Source organism: Lysinibacillus sp. NPDC056232, from assembly GCF_042267565.1.
In the GTDB taxonomy this organism is placed as follows: domain Bacteria; phylum Bacillota; class Bacilli; order Bacillales_A; family Planococcaceae; genus Lysinibacillus.
Genome location: NZ_JBHJTF010000041.1, coordinates 27,417 through 45,607, shown reverse-complemented (window position 1 = coordinate 45,607; position 18,191 = coordinate 27,417). Strand labels below are relative to the sequence as shown.

General features: G+C 35.9%; 18 protein-coding genes and 1 pseudogene. 15 read left to right on the top strand and 4 right to left on the bottom strand.

What is annotated here, in order from left to right; translation table 11 throughout:
• The 3 genes from ACFCYJ_RS22740 to ACFCYJ_RS22730 all read left to right on the top strand — a co-directional run.
• Window positions 1-462 (top strand): Rgg family transcriptional regulator (locus ACFCYJ_RS22740; RefSeq protein ID WP_483869491.1); only part of this gene is annotated, 462 nt, incomplete at its 5' end.
• Between the two features lie 150 nt (window positions 463-612).
• Window positions 613-2,061, top strand: coding sequence for a MocR-like pyridoxine biosynthesis transcription factor PdxR (gene pdxR / locus ACFCYJ_RS22735; protein WP_376077378.1), 1,449 nt, complete (start codon window positions 613-615; stop codon window positions 2,059-2,061).
• Window positions 2,062-2,065: 4 nt separating this feature from the next.
• A complete protein-coding gene (locus ACFCYJ_RS22730) occupies window positions 2,066-2,986 on the top strand; it encodes a D-alanine--D-alanine ligase (RefSeq protein WP_376077375.1) in 921 nt (306 codons plus the stop codon).
• A 92-nt stretch (window positions 2,987-3,078) separates the two neighbouring features.
• Here the strand turns inward: ACFCYJ_RS22730 and ACFCYJ_RS22725 are convergent, their stop codons facing one another.
• Window positions 3,079-3,918: a YitT family protein gene (locus tag ACFCYJ_RS22725; protein ID WP_376077372.1), complete on the bottom strand. Its 840-nt coding sequence runs from the start codon at window positions 3,916-3,918 to the stop codon at window positions 3,079-3,081.
• Window positions 3,919-4,293: 375 nt separating this feature from the next.
• On the opposite strand from ACFCYJ_RS22725, the gene ACFCYJ_RS22720 reads away from it, so the two are divergent.
• Both ACFCYJ_RS22720 and ACFCYJ_RS22715 read left to right on the top strand, forming a co-directional pair.
• Complete coding sequence (locus tag ACFCYJ_RS22720) at window positions 4,294-4,734, top strand: SRPBCC domain-containing protein (RefSeq protein WP_376077369.1); 441 nt, start codon at window positions 4,294-4,296, stop codon at window positions 4,732-4,734.
• Window positions 4,735-4,879: 145 nt separating this feature from the next.
• Window positions 4,880-5,443: a cupin domain-containing protein gene (locus ACFCYJ_RS22715; RefSeq protein WP_376077366.1), complete on the top strand. Its 564-nt coding sequence runs from the start codon at window positions 4,880-4,882 to the stop codon at window positions 5,441-5,443.
• Between the two features lie 65 nt (window positions 5,444-5,508).
• On the opposite strand, the gene ACFCYJ_RS22710 is transcribed toward ACFCYJ_RS22715, so the two are convergent.
• Window positions 5,509-6,978, bottom strand: coding sequence for a serine hydrolase domain-containing protein (locus tag ACFCYJ_RS22710; protein WP_376077387.1), 1,470 nt, complete (start codon window positions 6,976-6,978; stop codon window positions 5,509-5,511).
• 413 nt (window positions 6,979-7,391) lie between these two features.
• On the opposite strand from ACFCYJ_RS22710, the gene ACFCYJ_RS22705 reads away from it, so the two are divergent.
• From ACFCYJ_RS22705 to ACFCYJ_RS22685, 6 genes and pseudogenes are all read left to right on the top strand, one after another.
• The gene (locus ACFCYJ_RS22705) at window positions 7,392-7,916 is read left to right on the top strand and encodes a GNAT family N-acetyltransferase (protein ID WP_376077364.1); all 525 of its coding nucleotides are present in this window, start codon (window positions 7,392-7,394) and stop codon (window positions 7,914-7,916) included.
• Between the two features lie 30 nt (window positions 7,917-7,946).
• Window positions 7,947-8,086: pseudogene (locus ACFCYJ_RS27490) on the top strand (YunG family protein); the annotation flags it as partial.
• 43 nt (window positions 8,087-8,129) lie between these two features.
• Window positions 8,130-8,261: a hypothetical protein gene (locus tag ACFCYJ_RS22700; protein ID WP_376077361.1), complete on the top strand. Its 132-nt coding sequence runs from the start codon at window positions 8,130-8,132 to the stop codon at window positions 8,259-8,261.
• A 197-nt stretch (window positions 8,262-8,458) separates the two neighbouring features.
• Entirely contained in the window at window positions 8,459-9,052 is a 594-nt protein-coding gene (locus ACFCYJ_RS22695) for an NADPH-dependent FMN reductase (RefSeq protein ID WP_376077358.1), read from the top strand.
• Between the two features lie 82 nt (window positions 9,053-9,134).
• The gene (locus ACFCYJ_RS22690) at window positions 9,135-10,073 is read left to right on the top strand and encodes a ring-cleaving dioxygenase (protein WP_376077355.1); all 939 of its coding nucleotides are present in this window, start codon (window positions 9,135-9,137) and stop codon (window positions 10,071-10,073) included.
• Between the two features lie 14 nt (window positions 10,074-10,087).
• Complete coding sequence (locus tag ACFCYJ_RS22685) at window positions 10,088-10,696, top strand: flavin reductase family protein (RefSeq protein ID WP_376077352.1); 609 nt, start codon at window positions 10,088-10,090, stop codon at window positions 10,694-10,696.
• A 56-nt stretch (window positions 10,697-10,752) separates the two neighbouring features.
• Here ACFCYJ_RS22685 and ACFCYJ_RS22680 read toward each other — a convergent pair whose 3' ends face one another.
• Both ACFCYJ_RS22680 and ACFCYJ_RS22675 read right to left on the bottom strand, forming a co-directional pair.
• Window positions 10,753-11,688: an aldo/keto reductase gene (locus ACFCYJ_RS22680; RefSeq protein ID WP_376077349.1), complete on the bottom strand. Its 936-nt coding sequence runs from the start codon at window positions 11,686-11,688 to the stop codon at window positions 10,753-10,755.
• 144 nt (window positions 11,689-11,832) lie between these two features.
• Window positions 11,833-12,585: an IclR family transcriptional regulator gene (locus ACFCYJ_RS22675; protein ID WP_376077346.1), complete on the bottom strand. Its 753-nt coding sequence runs from the start codon at window positions 12,583-12,585 to the stop codon at window positions 11,833-11,835.
• 195 nt (window positions 12,586-12,780) lie between these two features.
• Here ACFCYJ_RS22675 and ACFCYJ_RS22670 point away from each other — a divergent pair, with 195 nt between their 5' ends.
• From ACFCYJ_RS22670 to ACFCYJ_RS22655, 4 genes are all read left to right on the top strand, one after another.
• Window positions 12,781-13,323 (top strand): sigma-70 family RNA polymerase sigma factor, encoded by a 543-nt coding sequence (locus ACFCYJ_RS22670; RefSeq protein ID WP_376077342.1) that lies wholly within the window; start codon window positions 12,781-12,783, stop codon window positions 13,321-13,323.
• Window positions 13,307-14,563 (top strand): DUF4179 domain-containing protein, encoded by a 1,257-nt coding sequence (locus ACFCYJ_RS22665; RefSeq protein ID WP_376077340.1) that lies wholly within the window; start codon window positions 13,307-13,309, stop codon window positions 14,561-14,563. Before ACFCYJ_RS22670 ends, ACFCYJ_RS22665 begins: the two co-directional genes overlap by 17 nt.
• 167 nt (window positions 14,564-14,730) lie before the next feature.
• Entirely contained in the window at window positions 14,731-16,131 is a 1,401-nt protein-coding gene (locus ACFCYJ_RS22660; RefSeq protein ID WP_376077337.1) for an amino acid permease, read from the top strand.
• Window positions 16,132-17,135: 1,004 nt separating this feature from the next.
• Complete coding sequence (locus ACFCYJ_RS22655; RefSeq protein WP_376077334.1) at window positions 17,136-18,179, top strand: AI-2E family transporter; 1,044 nt, start codon at window positions 17,136-17,138, stop codon at window positions 18,177-18,179.
• Window positions 18,180-18,191: the final 12 nt, after the last annotated feature.

Here is an 18,191-nt window from a genome sequence, read left to right as displayed (position 1 = left end):
ATTTGGGAGCGTATTTCAAAATATGATCAGTGGTATTTGAGTGATATTCGTTTGATCAACACGGTTTTATTTCTATTTCCGGTAGATATAGCAATAGAATTTACAGAAAATGTCCTAAAAAGATTAAACAAATATAATAGTTTTAGAGATACAGATTTATTAAAATCTGCGTTTAATATAAATTTGTCACTGTTAGTAATAATGAGCGGAGATTATTCTACAGCCCTTTCTATTATTAATGATTCATTAAGTCAGTATAAAAGAAAAATGAATTACTATATACTAGCCCTACATTTTTCAAGAAAAGCTATTTGTCATTTTCATCTTGGCTACAAAGACTCAGCAATTTTCTTAGAGAAAGCCTTTCAACTCTTAAGACTATATGAAGACGAAGAATATTTTGAAAGAATTCAATTAGAATTTATTAAATATACAACGGTTCATGATCAAGAATTAAAATAATAATTAGCCTATAATAGGTGCAATTCTTCGTTTTGAAGGATTGCATTTTTTTGCGAGTCAGACCATACCACTAGGAAGGGAAAAACCTTATACTGTGGACCTTTTGAGTGAGATAAAGTTATGCAAAAATAAAGCAAGGGGGTCAAGGAAGTGTTTAATGATTTTAAGCTTATCAATGATCGTCCGGTTTATATTCAATTAAAAGATTATTTGAAAGAAAAGATTATGAAGGGACACTTGCTGGAGCATCAGAAGCTTCCGTCTACCCGTGAACTTAGTAAATTATTATCGGTCAGTAGAAATACGGTACTGAATGCATATGCAGATTTAGAGCAAGAGGGCATGATCTATGCTGTGAAAGGAAAAGGGAATTTTGTAGGAAAAGTCGAAACGTTGAAAGCTTCATCTGTCGAATTTAATTGGAAGCAGAGGCTTAATAACGTTACTTTGTTAGCGGATGAATTAGATTTAATGAAGCAAGATATTCACTGGGAAAAAGGGATGATTTCCTTCAATAGTGTTGCCCCCGAAGAAAAGCTTTTTGATGTTGAAAATTTTAAGAGAGCCTTTCTGACCCGGATGTCCCTTGAAGGGGATATCGTTTTGAATTACGGATACGCAAAGGGCTATAAACCTTTAATCGAATACCTTCTTCACTATATGGAAATGAAGGGTGTAGATATTTCCAATAAGGATATTTTGATTACGAATGGCTTTACCGAGGGATTGGATATTTTATTATCCTCCTTAGCAAAAAAATCTGGACGTGTTATTTGCGAAAATCCTACTCATCATGCAGCATTAAAGCTTTTTCGGTTACATGGATTTGATATCCACGGAATCGACATGATGGATGACGGTGTCGATATTGAACAAGTTGAGAAAAGCTTATCGGAAAAGGAATTTGATTTTGCCTACTTCATCCCGTCCTATCATAATCCTACAGGCATTGTTACATCCTCTGAAAAAAGAGCTGAAATTATTAGGCTTTTTTCACAATATCAAATTCCAATTGTTGAGGATGGCTTTAACGAGGAATTACGATATTCAGGCTCGCATTTAGCACCGCTAATGACTTTTATCGGTGAGGGCAACAATGTTATTTATATCAGTAGCTTTTCTAAAATTCTTTTTCCTGGCTTACGTGTTGGATGGATATTAGCAGATAAAGAACTTATCCACTGTTTGGAAAGTATGAAAAGAGCACGTACTATTCATACATCAACACTAGATCAGGCTGTGCTTTATCAATATTTACAGGATGGTTATTTTGAAAAATACTTGAAAAAGGCTAAGTTCGTATATAAGAAAAAATATGAACTAGCCCGTCAAGCGTGCAATCAATACATTCCTTTTAAAAGAATGACAGGAGATGGTGGACTTCATCTCTTTATTGAGCTAGAAGAAGGAATGAATGCTCGTACACTATTGAAGAAGTGCTATCAAAGGGGAGTTGTTTTTTATCCTGGTGACGTTTTTTATAGCAATGGTGAAGGCAGTAACACATTTCGACTAGGATTTTCGCGGCTAAAAGAAGAGGATATTGTGCGTGGTATTAAGATTATTGGTGATACCTTGAAAAATGAAATGGGGAGTTGAACATATGAAAGTTGGCGTTATTATGGGGGGCGTTTCCTCTGAAAAGCAGGTCTCTATCATGACAGGAGAAGAGATGATTGCTCATTTAGATAAGAGTAAATACGAAGCCATAGCTATTAAATTAAATGAAAATAACACGGCAGAGCTTATCGAAAAGGTAAAAGATATCGATATTGCGTTATTAGCACTACATGGCAAGTTTGGAGAGGATGGCACAATTCAAGGTGTACTAGAGACTATGGGTGTTCCATATACAGGTAGTGGTATACTTTCAAGCAGTATTTGTATGGATAAAAATATTTCGAAAAAAATTCTACGTTATGAAAGCATTGAGACACCGGATTGGCTTTATCTTTCGAATAGCGAGGAGCTTCAGTTAGATGAATTAGATAAAATGGGGTATCCGTTAGTAGTTAAACCTAATTCGGGTGGCTCCAGTGTAGGGGTAAAAATAGTAAACGATAAGAATGCCTTACTAACAGCAGTTGCGGAAGTATTCAAATGGGATGCAGAAATCATTATTGAAAAATATATAGAGGGTGAAGAGATAACATGCGCCATTTTGGACGGGGAGCTATTACCGGTTATTTCAATTCGCCATACAGCGCAGTTCTTTAACTATAAAGCGAAATATGAGGATGCCGCTACGATAGAGGAGGTAGTAGAACTTCCGCCTGCCATACATGAACGTGTTGCTGAAGCCGCAAAAGGTTGCTATAGCGCATTAAAATGCAGTGTTTATGCCAGAATCGATATGATGCTCAAGGATGGAATCCCATATGTCATGGAAGTTAACACATTGCCTGGGATGACAAAAAACAGCTTACTGCCGAAAAGCGCATCCTCGGCAGGAATTACTTATACAAAACTTTTAGATAGGATTATTGAAATTTCCCTACAGGTTAGGGGAGATGGGGATCATTGAAGTATGGGTAGCTAAAAGTTCAATAAAAAAACACCTTTATGTTGATAAGGATAAACCCATTTTCAACAAAAGGTGTTTTCTCAGTTTCTTAATTACGCCTTAGATAATTCAATAAATCCATGTCCAAAGACATCTCGTACATCGTGAATAGCAATAAAAGCATCCGAGTCTATTTCTTTGACGATTTTCTTCAGTTTTACAACTTCTTGTTTACTAATGACAATATACAGAATTTCTTTTTGCTCCTTCGTATAATAACCATGACCTGATAGGACCGTCACGCCTCGATTCATAAAACCATTCACATGACTGGCAATCTCTTCTGGTTTTTTCGAAATAATCGTAACGGCTTTTTTGGGATTTACACCTTCAATAACAAATTCCATTACCTTTGTTCCAATATAAAGCATAATAATAGTAAGCATTAATGCTTCTGCCCCAATAATAAAATAAGATGAAAAAGCAACAATTAAATCAAAAAACAATAAACCATAACTAATACTCCAGCCTAAATATTTGTTTGTCATTCTAGCTAAGATTGTTGAACCTGCTGTTGTTCCACCAACTCTTATGATTAAGCCTATGCCAACTCCAGCGAACACTCCACCAAAAATAGTATTCACGATAATTTCATTTGAAGAAATCGACCACGATTCTGTTAAATGTAAAAACAGTGAATGAAGGGATACTGCAATAATCGTATAAATAGTCGTTTGTCTACTTAAAAATTTATAGCCAACTACTAATAAAGCTGCGTTTAACACAAGGCTCACAATACTTGGCGACCATCCAAATAAATAATAGGAGATGATTGTTACACCTGTTACGCCACCTTCACCTAAATCATTAGGTATAACAAATAAGTTTACAGCTAGTGCAAAAAGCAGCGCTCCGACCGTAATCATTAAAAAATCCATACTGAACTTCTTCATATATACACCACCAAAACAAATTGATTATTTCCTAAATACATACTATATCAAGTTCTAGTCATTTTATATACTTTTTGGAATGTTCGTTTGTGATAAATCTATAATTGTTAGTATGTCCTTTATCAGGGGGAATATCGAATTGAAGAAAATGTTTACAAGGCTAGTGTTAAACATACCTCACGAAGTGCATTTCTTCATTTTGGAGAATCATACCTTATTTTATACTACGTTTTCAAAATATAACCTTACTAATGGCGAATAAAAAACTGTGTGAGAATAGTAAAGAAGGAAATGGGGAAATTCTAGAAAGAGTTTAACTTCTTTCAGCAAATGTTTTTGTGCTGAGCATAATTGATAAAAGGATGATGATTAATAATGAATACTAACATAATTACCAAATTAAAAATCCATAAGCCTGCCAGTGAGGTATTTGAAGCTATTGTATCTCCAGATAAAATCGGGAACTTTTGGTTCTCAAGTAGTTCAGATAGATGGGAAAAGGAGAAAAAGCTTACTTTAAAATATGATGAGTATAAAGCAGAGGTTGTTATTACTGTGCTTGATATCGAGATAAATAGGACTATTGTGTTTACTTGGGGAGAAGAACATGGGAACGGAACGGTGGTTACAATTACACTTACAGGCGAGGATTCAAATACAGTTATTAAAGTAGTTGAATCAGGACTAAAGGAAGAAAACCCGGACGTAATAGCAAAAATGATGGAACAAAAAGAAGGCTGGGTGTATACATTAACTTGCTTAAAGGGGTATTTAGAAAACGGAATAACTACTTTAAGAGCATCGTTAATTCATTAAGAGAATTTTGATATATAGACCCTTTGTAACAAGTAAATTCCTTAAAGCTATTGGTAGTTCAAAGTGTTATGATGTTTGCAATTGAAGTACATTCCCTTAGCAAGTTGCATAGGATATTCTTATAATGTGTGAGGGGATTGAGAAAATGTACTACATTCCTTATTACGGAAACATGCCTATGTATAACTACGGAGATCAGCTTGTTTATTGGACACCTCCTTATCAGATAGGGTATGCGAACAGCGCGGAACCTTCTCGTTTTTCCAATGATGGAAGTATTGAATTAAAAGATTATGGAGCTCAGCCACTTGTCATCAATCTTGAAAATGCGGCTAAGCAAAATGATACGTATCGTACGGCTCTTTGGACAGGAAAGAACTTACAGATTACTTTAATGAGTATAAATGTTGGTGATAATATCGGGTTAGAAGTACACCCAAATGTTGACCAATTTTTATATATTGAACAGGGTGAGGGGTATGCTCAGATGGGCCCAAGTAAAAGTAATTTAAACTATGAAAAAAAGGTCTATGAAAATAATGCTGTAGTAGTGCCTGCTGGAACATGGCATAACGTCACAAATACAGGAAATGTACCACTAAAGCTTTATTCGATATACGCTCCTCCTAACCATCCATTTGGTACAGTACATGTTACGAAAGCTGATGCTATGGCCTCGGAAGCAGGTTACGGTCAGGGCAATAAATAATCAATTTTAGATAAAAGCTTTTTCCTCGATAATACAAACATAAAACTAAAAAAGACAACTCCTACTTAGAGAAGTTGTCTTTTTTGTCGTCGTTTAAATGAAATATATATAGATAATAAGCCATTCAATGTTAAAAGAGTAACTACTATTATAGTCAAAAATGCAATATCAGGAGCGAAATATCTAATAGTGTGCCAAGGTGTTTCTGTTTTATAGCTTAATAATGGAATTGAGATAATGGCCAAAACTAAAAGTATAAAACCGAATATACGCGACACGCCTCTTTTATTCACCTTTTTAGCTTTAACTTTTATTAAAAGATAAATAAACATCACGAAAAGTAAACATATTATAGCAATTATTATGACTTGAAATGTTGGCTTATATTTAGGTGCGTCAACGGGCTCTTTTCCATTTAAAATATCTATAATCCCCTGTTTCAAGTATAGAAGTGACTTTTCCTCAAATATATGACTTTTGTTAGTGAGAATCACACCGCCCCAATCGGTTTCTGGTATATAAAATACTTCTGAGCGTGCGTCAGGATTTGAACCAGAATGCCAAATCATTTCTTCTTTAGATTCTGGATAGGAGATGCGTACACCAAGGCCGTAATATCGATATTTACTAGTTTGAACAAAAGGCGATATATAAAGGTTCATCGCATTTTTACTTAAAAAATTGTTATGCTTATGCTGACTAAGAAGTTTAATGTACTGCACCAAATCTGATGCACTTGCCGTTATATATCCATACGGTGTCCCTCCATTATCATAGGTGACTGTGCTTTTTACAGGATGACCAAGCCATGATTGATAGCCAGATAAGTATCCTTTTTCATAGGCCATGCTACTATTAGCGGCTGCATTTTTCATCCCTAATGGAGAAAAAACTTGTTCCTCCATATATTCAGAAAATGTTTGATTGGTCACTTCTTCGATGAGAGCGCCAAGAATAGAAAAGTTAGCATTACTATACTGATGCTTTTCTCCTGGTGCAGCAGTCAGCTTAACATTCGATAAACTTTCTACATTTTCCTTTATAGCACTCAAATCATTAGATTCATTGTCTGATATAGATAAACCTGAATAAGTGCTTATCCCACTTGTTTGGGTAAGTAAATGTTTAATTGTTATTTGGGAAGCGGCTTGTTTATCTTTCAGAGTAAACCAAGGCATATACTTTTGAACGGGATCATCTAATTGAATGATACCTGCATCAACCAATCTCATGATGCCTAAGCCTGTTAATGATTTACTAATAGAGCCGGTTGCAAATGGAGTTTCAGTAGTTACTTTTTCTTCAGATTCTCCTGTTACGCCCCACGATTTGGAGTAAAAGATATCATTTTTATGAACAATAGCAATAGATGCCCCTGGAATACGCTGCTCCTTCAAATAGTTTTCAACGTAATTGTCTATAGTACTCTTAATGTCTTTTTCTGCGGCGGAAATTTGCGAGACTGGTAGAAATAGATTGAACGGAATTAATAATAAACATACTAATATAGCTTTATATATGGGGATTGTTTTCATTTTTGTTTTCACCTATTTCCTTTATAAGTTTTCCCTTCATAATTTCATAGTCATGAACTTTAATCCATGAAGTAAATTTAACAAAAATATAGCCTATCACCAAAGCGTGTGGTTGATTTCCGTTCCGACTGGGCGCTTTGTAGCTGCCGCTTTGCTTTCGCTACAGAAAACATTTGTAGCTGCCGCTTTGCTGCGCTCCAATCAACTTATATACATGATAAACATTTTAACAAATGTCGTCCCTGTCTTTTGGTGATTAACCAAAAAAATACACTTCTTTAAAGTATATGATATTTGTTGTGAATACTATTCGAAAAACATAGAATTTAAAAGCAACGTATCATTGTACACTACTTAATCTAACCCCACGTTATAGAAATGAGCCCTATTTTATTCATTGGAGGATGGTATGAATGGAATATAAACTTTTAGGAGATGAAGTTGAAGATTTAGTGGAGTTATTAACTCAAAACAAGTGGATTTATCATACTGATCAATATGTGAAAGAGGAATCCGTTCGAGAAGGGTATGCAGAAGGATACTATCACAGCGATCGCGAAACGCATTGGATAATTGATAATGAAGAAAAGGTCGGGATTATGATCATTCATGACATAAGTGATACGATCCCATTATTCGATATCCGTTTAGATACACGCTTTAGAGGAAAAGGATACGGAGTAAAAACACTCCTTTGGTTACAAGATTACCTGTTTGGAGAAAAAGATAAGATTCGTATCGAGGGTTATACGAGAGTTGATAATATCGGTATGAGAAAATGTTTTGCGAAAGCAGGTTTTGTAAAAGAGGGCTATTTAAGAAATGCTTGGGAAAATGCAGATGGTACTGTAACAGATAGTATCGTTTATGGTGCAATCAAAGAAGATTGGATTTTAGGTAGAACAACACCTATTAAAATCGATGACATACCATTTTGAATACAAATATTGATAAAAGGGCGCTGAGGAATGTATACAGAAAATGATCTATTAAGAGCTTTTAAAAAATCCTGGTCCATTCAATCTAGCTCGAAATGGAGTATAGATAATCCTACAAAGGACAATGCGGAGTCACTGCATTAGTTGTAAATGATATTCTCGGAGGCAAAAGTTTATTTCTACATCTTAAAAGTTAATCACCAAAAGTTGAGGATGACGTATGTATTTTATAAAAAGTTGATTGTAGTGGAGGCTGGGCGACTCCTTGGGGCTCATCGGACGCCCCCGGGAAAGCGCCCAGTCGGAACGGAAATCAACCCACGTTATAGTGAGGAGCCATATTAATTTTTACACACTGAAGCGGAGATGCTGTTATCAAGCATCTCTGCTTTTTTTAAAACTTAAACAAACTTGTTGACGTAAATTAAACCATCGTGTTATTATTATCTCGAATTCAAGATAACTAAATTCAAGATAAATGAATTCGAACCTTTTAACCCATGTGAAAGTTTAACTTTTTACATCATAAGGAGGTAATCATAATGGGTTTTTTAAATAAATTATTTGCTTCAAAAAAAGAGGAGGAAAAAACAATGGCAGAATTAAATATCGGGATTATTATCGGATCAACACGTGAAGGTCGTGTAAGTCCACAAGTAGCACAATGGGTAAAAGAAATCGCAGATCAACGTGGAGATGCAAACTATACAATTATTGATATCGCAGATTACAAATTACCTTTACTAGGTGAACCAGGGCAAGACGCTTCAGGCGCTCAAGCTTGGTCAGAAATTGTTGCAAAACAAGATGGATTTGTATTTATCGTACAAGAGTACAATCACTCTATTACAGGTGCTCTAAAAAATGCACTAGATTATTTACGTGAAGAATGGAATAACAAAGCTGCAGGTATTGTTTCTTATGGTTCTGTAGGTGGTGCACGAGCAGCTGAACATTTACGTGGTATTATGGGCGAACTTTTAATTGCAGATGTCCGTGTACATCCAGCATTGTCACTATTCACAGACTTTGAAAATGGTACTGATTTTAAACCAAAAGAAGTGCAAACAGATTCTGTTAACCAAATGTTAGACCAACTAATTCCTTGGTCAAAAGCTTTATATACAATTCGATAATCCTGTTTAAAGATTGAGGTAGAACGGTATTGGGTAAAGTATAGGTGAGAAAATACATTTAGTCATGAAGGGGCTTGTTAACATGAAAAAACATACTGCGGGTATTCACCATATCACAGCCATTGTAGGGCATCCACAAGAAAATATTGATTTTTATGCTGGTGTATTAGGCTTGCGTTTAGTTAAACAGACGGTAAATTTCGATGATCCTGGCACATATCATCTTTACTTTGGCAACAAAGGTGGTAAACCTGGTACAATTATTACATTCTTTCCATGGGCAAATGCTTATCAAGGTCGTATTGGTGATGGTCAAGTTGGCGTAACTACTTATGTTGTACCAGAAGGAGCACTACCATTTTGGATTAATCGTCTTGCAAAATTCACTATTCCATTCCAAAAAGCTGAACGCTTTGGTGAACAAGTAGTACAATTTGATGATCCACACGGACTTCATATTGAATTAGTTGCACGTGCAGCAGGTGAATTGAATGAATGGACATTTGGTGAAGTAACTCCTGAGGTTGCAATTAAAGGATTTGGCGGTGCAACACTGTATTCAAGTCATCCAGAAGAGACAGCAAAGGTCTTAACTGAAGTTATGGGGCTTGAAAAAGTAGCAACAGAAGGCGAGTATACTCGTTACAAATCCAGCGCAGATATTGGCAATACAGTAGATTTAAAAGTTGTTCCTGGTATGCGCGGTCAAATGGGCGTTGGAACAGTTCATCATATTGCCTGGAGAGCACAGGATAATGTGGATCACCTAGAATGGCAAGAGTATGTAATGAATCATGGACAACATGTAACCGAAGTGAAAGATCGTAATTATTTTAATGCGATTTATTTCCGTGAACCCGGTGAGATTTTATTTGAAATTGCGACAGATCCACCTGGATTCGCTCATGATGAGACACCTGAGACAATGGGTAGCCAACTAATGTTACCATCTCAATACGAACAGCATCGTGAACAATTGGAAAGAACATTAATTCCAATCAAAGTGCGTGCGCTTGATTAAAGGAGATGGGACGTTTGATTTCAATTGATCCTAAGAAAAATACGGAACGTGAGAATTACAAGTTATTGATTGGCAGTATTATTCCGAGACCTATTGCCTTTGTTACGACAAAGTCAGAGCAAGGGATTATCAATGGTGCACCTTTTAGTTTTTTTAATATCGTGTCTTCCAATCCACCGATGATTTCTCTAGCCGTTCAAAGACCAAATGGGCGCTTAAAAGATACCGCTCGCCATATCCATCATCAGCAGCAATTTGTTGTGCATATTGTAGATGAGGATAATGTTAAGCAGGTGAATGAAACGGCAGCTTCCTTACCTGTAACTGAAAGTGAAATTGATCGAGCACAATTTACATTAATCGATAGCCAACTTATATCTGTACCAGGTATTCAAGAAGCAAGGGTTCGAATGGAATGCTGTTTAGTACAGACGATTCCTTTAATGAATGGTGACGAACAGACAGGTGATTTGTTTATTGGTGAAGTCGTACAATATCATATAGATGAGACCATTTATAATGAAGGGCGAATTGATCCAAGAAAACTAAAAGCAGTTAGCAGACTAGCAGGCTCAAATTACGCAAAAATTGGTGATATATTTGAGATAGAACGTCCCGATTAAAAATAAAATGCGAAAATGTTGATATAACAGCATTTTCGCATTTTTGTGTTCTAAACTTATATTAAAATTCTCTCTATATTCACTAAATCTTCGTTTGTTAATAGGACATCAGATGCTTTCACATTGTTGGCCACTTGTTTTTTTTGTTTCCCACCTGGAATAACTGCATCAACGCCATCTTGGGCTAATAACCAAGCAAGCGCTAGATTTGGTAATGTCGTTTGCTTTTCCTCTGCAATTCCTTTTAAAGCTTCTACTTTTACTAATGTTTGTTCAAATAATTCGCCTTGGAATAAAGGATTCGAAATTCGCCAGTCCCCAGTACCTAGCTTAAAGTCTTTTGTATACTTTCCACCAAGTAGGCCATATGCAAGTGGACCGTATGGAATAAATGAAATTTCATTTTTTATACAGTATGGCAATAAATCCTGTTCTCCTGAACGATTTAACATATTGTAAGGAGATTGTAGGACAGAAATTTCATTATGCACATTTGCTTCTATAAGTTGCTCTAATGTTACGTTTGAAATGCCTATTGCTCGGATCTTTCCTTCTTCCTTTAAGCGTGACAATTCACCAATCGCCTCCGCAAGAGGAGTTTCGTTATCAGGGAAGTGTAGATAGTAAAGATCTACATAATCCATTTGTAGTCGTTTCAAGCTACTTTCGAATGCACCACGTAGATAGTGCGGATGATTATCTGTTTTTACTGAACCATCCTCAAACCAATGCCTACCTCCCTTTGTTGCTAAAACGAAATCCTCCCTGGAGTATTTTTTTAATACTTCGCCAACAAGTTCTTCTGAACGCCCTTTTCCATAAACGTCTGCTGTATCAATAAAAGTTATCCCTAAGTCAAGTGCAGCTGAGACTAGTTCCTTCCCATCTTGTTCATTTAAGTTTTCAAATAAGTTATGTCCACCTACAGCATTTGTCCCAAGACCAATTTCGGAAATCTTGATATTTGTTTTTTTAAAAGTATGAAATTTCATATTCCTACCTCCTCGTTGTTCTGTAAACAGAATAGAGTAAAAAAAATATTTTACCAACATACATCGTTATAGTTTCATATATAGAAACAAGTGCGTTTTAATTGCAAATAAAGGGCGAATAAAAAATTCCCAAAGGCCTTAGCATCATGCTAAAAGATAATGAATTTCTTCCGTCAATTGCTGACTTGCCTCGCCTAACTTTTTTGCAAATGACCGAATGGCAGTTTTCTTAATTTGATTCGTCGAACCGTGCAAAGCAATTGCCCCGATGACTTCTTCATTCACATAAAGCGGAACGGCAATACAACATTTACCTTCATTCGTTTCTTCATTATCAACAGCATAACCTTGAGCTTTAATGACCTGTAAATGAGGAATCAATAGACCATAATCATAGAAAGTTTTTGTTGTAAAGGTATTAAGTTCAATACTATTTAATAGTTCACGTTGTTTTTTAGGTGACAGATGAGCTAATACTACTTTTCCTAGCGCGCTTGAATGCATAGGTGTCCGAGTATCGATTGCATGAAAAGCAGGCTGTTCAAAAGGCTCCCTTATTACATTTTTTATCACCATCTCACCATCTTCCAAAATACCAATATAAGTAGTTATTTCTTCTTGGCGGGCTAATTGATATGGCGCTACGAGAGACGCCCATTGGATATCTTTGTGCCAATATAAGTGCTCATCCCTGAAAATATGCGGATTTAATTGATAATACTTATTATATTTAAGAACATAATTCATTTTTTCTAACGTATAAAGCATGCGAAAAACGGACGTCTTATTCATTGATAATTCTTCCATAATTTCAGTTAATGTAAGAGAATGCTTTTGACGTAATATATCTAAAATCAAAAGGCCTTTTTTTAATGTCGATACTTCATAGGAATCCATTTTGTCCTCTCCTAACTTCTATATAGTTTGTACAATATCATCTTTAATATTGTGTTACTAGATTGGGGAATGATTGCAGTTACCTTAATCCTCCTTTAGATATACTTTCTAGAGGAGAATTTTTATGCCCGCGTTTTTTATTTTATTGAAACGATTTACATATTTACAGCATCTAACATATAGAAACAAGAAAGGATGGTGAAAAAATTGCAAGTGAAGTCATTATTGTCAGATGCGAAAAAAGGGAATAATCAAGCGTTCATAGAGCTATTACAGGAAGAAAAAGTAAAACTATATAAGATGGCCTATATTTATATGAAAAATGAAAATGATGCATTAGATGTGGTGCAGGAGACAATAGCAAGGGCGTATGCCAATATCCATACAGTGAAAGAGGAGCAGTATTTTGCCACGTGGCTGATGAGAATTTTGATAAATACAGCATTAGAAATGCTACGTAAAAATCAAAAGATTGTTCCGCTCCTTGAACAACAGCTGGAGCAAGAACAAATTTCAACTAACGATGAAAAGCTAGATTTATTACAAGCCATTGAACAGTTAGAGGAAAAATATAAAACCGTTATTTTATTGAGATACTATCGAGATTTGCAAATAAAAGAAATTGCAGATTTATTAGGTTGTCCAGAGGGGACAGTCAAAACGAATGTGCATAGAGGTATTCAGCAGTTAAAAAAATATCTAAACAAGGAGGGGGAGCTTTATGGAGAACAATATTAAAGAAGTCATAAATAACATTGACGTACCAGTAGAAAAACTTGATCAAGCTATTGAAAAAGGAATGCGCCCAGAAAAGCAAAAAAGCAAAAAAGTCTGGAAAACTGCAATTGTTTCCAGTATAGCGAGCGTAGCTTTGATTTTGGGTTCTGGTTTTATCTCTCCTAAAATGGCAAATGTCCTAGCAGATGTGCCACTTATTGGCTTTATGTATAATATCGTAGAATATGATAAAGGGCTACAAACGGCGCTTTCTGATGAGAATAAGGTGAAATTAAATAAAACAGTAACTAGTAACGGCATAGCCATTACAGTGGAGGAGATTGTATATGATGGTACACGTTTGAATGTGATTTTTTCAATGCCAGAATATATGGATATAGCACCAGGCTTTTTGTATGTTAATGGGAGAGAACTCAATACGGGGGAAAGTTTACGGGTCTTAGAAGATCAAGATGGATTTCGTGGTTTATGGGAATTTCCTATCAACGAAGAATTACCCGATGAATTTGATTTAACGTTAAAATTTTTACAAGTAGGATCAACAGAAGGAGAATGGGTATTCTCTACACCTATCAAAAAAGTAAAAAATGATAGTCATAAATTAGTAGCTGGTCAATCAGGGAAAGTTAATGACATCCCATTTGGTGTAGAAAGTGTGGAGGCTTCAACAACATCGACAAAAATAAAGGTGAAATTTGCTGCTACTATGGATAAATTGTTCTCCGAAAAGGCCGGGGTAGAGGCTACTATAATGGACCAAAACGGAACCCCACTGACAGTGTTGCATCAATCAGGAAGTGGTGATGACAAAAGCACAACTTATATGTACTTAGTAGAGCCTTTAAATAAAAATATTACTGAAATAAAGATTGCTTACTATTTCCGCCCGTTTGGCGCTGAAATTAAAGATGTAATTGTTCCACTTGCTGATACATTACCGCAACGAATCTCACAAGGTGAGATGGGGGATTTGGTTATCACAGATGTGACAAATCAGGGCCAGGAAGCTACGCTGTCTTTCTATGTCGATAGTGATTTTCCTTATAATGAGAATCTAATACCTATTGATGTTAAGTCGGAATCGGGTGAAAGCCTAATCACAGAGTATGCTCATGCAAAAGGACCAAATAAATTTCAAGTGTCTTATCAGACGAATGCTGGGAAACCAATTATTCATATTTTAGAAACACCATATATGGAAGTTGAATCATCAGCTATCGTCACAATTCCAGTAAAATAGTATGATAAAAGTTTTATATAAAAGAATGCGTCGATTAACTCGTTTTCTAGTAACAGATAAATTGCTATAATAATCTAAATGTTGACTCGATTAGAAAAAATAGCTAATATACTGATTATTAGTAAAAATGCATAAATTAGCTTTTTATTGGAAATGGAGTGGTTATTATGGCGGATTTTTTACGAAGGAAGTCGATCGAGCAAGCCAATAAAATAACTGAAGTCGAACGTTTTAAACTAAAGCGTGAACTAGGGTCGTTACAGTTATTGCTGTATGTACTAGGGGCTACAATAGGAGCTGGAATTTTTGTACTGCCAGGAACTACAGCTGCTCTACATGCAGGTCCTGGTGTTGTTGTTTCTTTCTTAATTGGGGGACTTGTAACAATTGCAGTTGGATTAGCCTATGTCGAATTCGCAGCGATGGCGCCCGTCGCAGGGAGCGCGTACACCTATTCTTATATTGCGTTAGGTGAAGTTATTGCTTGGATCATCGGTTGGGATTTACTATTGGAATTTATCGTTATTTCTAGTACAGTCGCAGTTGGTTGGAGTGGCTACGTCGATTCATTTTTACAATCTGTGGGTATTCACTTGCCAGGAATTTTAACAAAAGATATTGCTCATGGTGGGGTTGTAAATCTACCTGCTGTGGCTGGTTGGCTTATTGTAGCTTGGATTGCAATGAGCGGGATTAAAAATGTTGGTCGATCAAATATGTTATTTACAATGGCAAAAGTCGGCGCGATTGTCTTATTCCTTGCTATCGGGGCTTTTCACGTTAACCCTGTAAACTGGACACCATTTACACCGTTTGGCTGGTCAGGTGTAATGGCGGGAGCGGCATTAGTGTTCTTTGCCTTTACTGGATTTGATGGTGTAACAACTGTTCTGGAAGAAGTGAAAAATCCACAAAAAACAATACCAAAAGCTTTAATTGGTGGTTTGAGTGTATTAACACTTATTTATGCATTTGTTGCACTAGTATTAACAGGTATCGTACCATTCCCTGAATTGGATGTTCCAAATCCTACAGTGTATGCATTACAATCTGTTGGTATTCAGTGGGGAGGTGCGATCATCGCAGTATCAGTTATTTTTGGATTGCTTGCTACGATGATTGCAAATACAACCAGTGCGACGCGAGTGTTGTTTGCAATGAGCCGTGATGGGCTTCTGCCAGAACGTATTGCACAAACAAATAAAAAAACAGGGGTACCTGTATTATCAACTGTAATTGTGGTTGGAACAGGTATTCTCTTATCAGGATTTTTATCAATCGGAGAATTAGCGGAATTTGCTAACATCGGCGGTTTAACTGCTTTTGCTTTAACAACAGTTAGTGTCGTTGTTCTTCGCTATACACGACCAGATCAACCACGTGTATTCAAAGTACCTGCGCTATGGCTTGTAGCAACTATAGGGGTTGGCGGATGTATTGTATTAATATTTAGTCTGCCGTTATTTACTATCGTGCGCTTTATGATTTGGTTAGCGATAGGTTTAGTTATATACATAGTCTATGGGTACAAGCACGCTAAAATAGGCTCTAAAAATGAAGATCTATAAATGAGAAAAACACCTCTTTTGCTCTAAAGAGGTGTTTTTCTAACTAAATTTAATATAGATCTGGACGCACATTCTTGTTAATGACAACATAGTATAAGTTAAATTCCCTTATATGCCCAGGCGCTGATTTTGCAGAAGGCATCGCCAAGAAAGTCATTTATAATTTGCTTTCTTTGTGCCGTATTAATTTCCCCAAATAAGTAAAAAGACTATCTTCGTTAAATCTTGAAGTTCCATATGTGCATTTTCAAGACTCTTGCGGATATTTCTAATGCTAACTTCATTTGAGCTAATAGCACTTCGGGTGCAGTCCCATCTTTCTCCATCCTATTTGTCCAGATATTCTATGGACCCGTTACTTCAATTTGATGTTCATAGGGAGCAATTTATTATGAATGTCCTTCGAGGTTCTTAGAATTTTCACAAATTCCGTCTTTTCTATTATTTTCAGTTTAAAATTTTAATAAGAATATCATACTGACACTAAGGAGCAATACCAAATCTGTTCTTGATTGAAAGGAATGAAAGCACATGGAACCGGAGGGAGGCTCAGACCTCGTGAAAAGCGTCCTCCTGGAGTCAAGTGAATACTTTGGCGAAGACCCGAAACTAAAGAAAAAAATTATAATTTTAATACCATCTCAAAAGAACTTACATTGGCTATGATAGTGTTCAAAGGGTTATAATAGAATAATAGAATTAAGGCTTATAAACGCTGATACAGCTTTCAATAAAATGCAAAAGTACTATCATTAATTTCTGATTTGATAAGACATACAATTCTTTTCGCTCCTTGGATTTATTTATTTCTTATAAGACTTATAAAGCGGCATGCATGTAAGTCTTTTTCTAAGTGATAATGGGAATAATAGTCCAATGAAGGGGGCATTTACATAAGAATGATACGTAATGTTTTACATCAATTTATTAATTGCTTATGTTCATTTGATAGCGAAACCCAGGCAGTAAAGGCAGCGAAGCCGTTTTGTAGAAGGAGTGAATACATGAGTAATTTCTTTCGAAGCCACGGATTTAAACGTTTTATAATCCTAGTTGGGATCGCTATTGCACTATATTTGATGCGAAGTATGATTAATCTTATTCTTCTCACATTCATTATTACTTACTTGATGAATCAACTTACCACGAAGACAACAAAAAAGATTAGAAAATACACACGAATGAACGAGAAGGCTGTGACAGTTACCCTCTATCTTTTACTTGTCGCAGGTATTGTGGCTATTATCTACAAGTATTTACCTGTCGTAACTCAACAAATAACACAGCTCTTTGATCTTATTGCTAGCTTTAGTCTCAACCCAAATGATAACGAGATTGCAAGGTATTTAGCTCCAACCTTTGATAAGATCGAACTGGGTAAATATTTAGAGCAGGGTGTAGACCTTACGCTGAAAAATCTTACGAATATTGGTAAAATCATTTTGCATATATTCATTGCACTGATTTTGAGCTTGTTTATTTTACTTGAGAAGAAACGTATTACGGAATTTACAGCAAAATTTAAAGATAGCAAAATGAGCCATCTCTACGATGAATTACATTATTTCTCAAAGATATTCATTCGTTCTTTCGGTAAAGTGATTGAGGCGCAGTTCATTATTGCCTCTATCAACTGTGTTTTATCTGTTATTGCTTTATACATTATGGGCTTCCCGCATTTAATTGCACTGGGGATTATGCTCTTTATACTGGGATTGGTGCCAGTTGCAGGGGTCATCATGTCCTTGATTCCTCTAACTATAATTGCATACAGTATCGGTGGTCCAATGTACATCGTCTATATCTTAGTTATTGTTATGGTACTGCATGCTATGGAGGCATACTTCTTAAATCCAAAGCTGATGTCTGCCAAGACAAATCTTCCAATTTTCTATACATTCATCGTCATTCTCTTCTCAGAGCATTTCCTCGGTGTATGGGGATTAATTATTGGTATTCCATTATTCATGTTCCTGCTCGATATTCTGGGAGTTACGTCCTCAGAGGATGAACTACAAAAGGCAATGGAAATACAAGAGGATAAATAAATTGAATAAAGC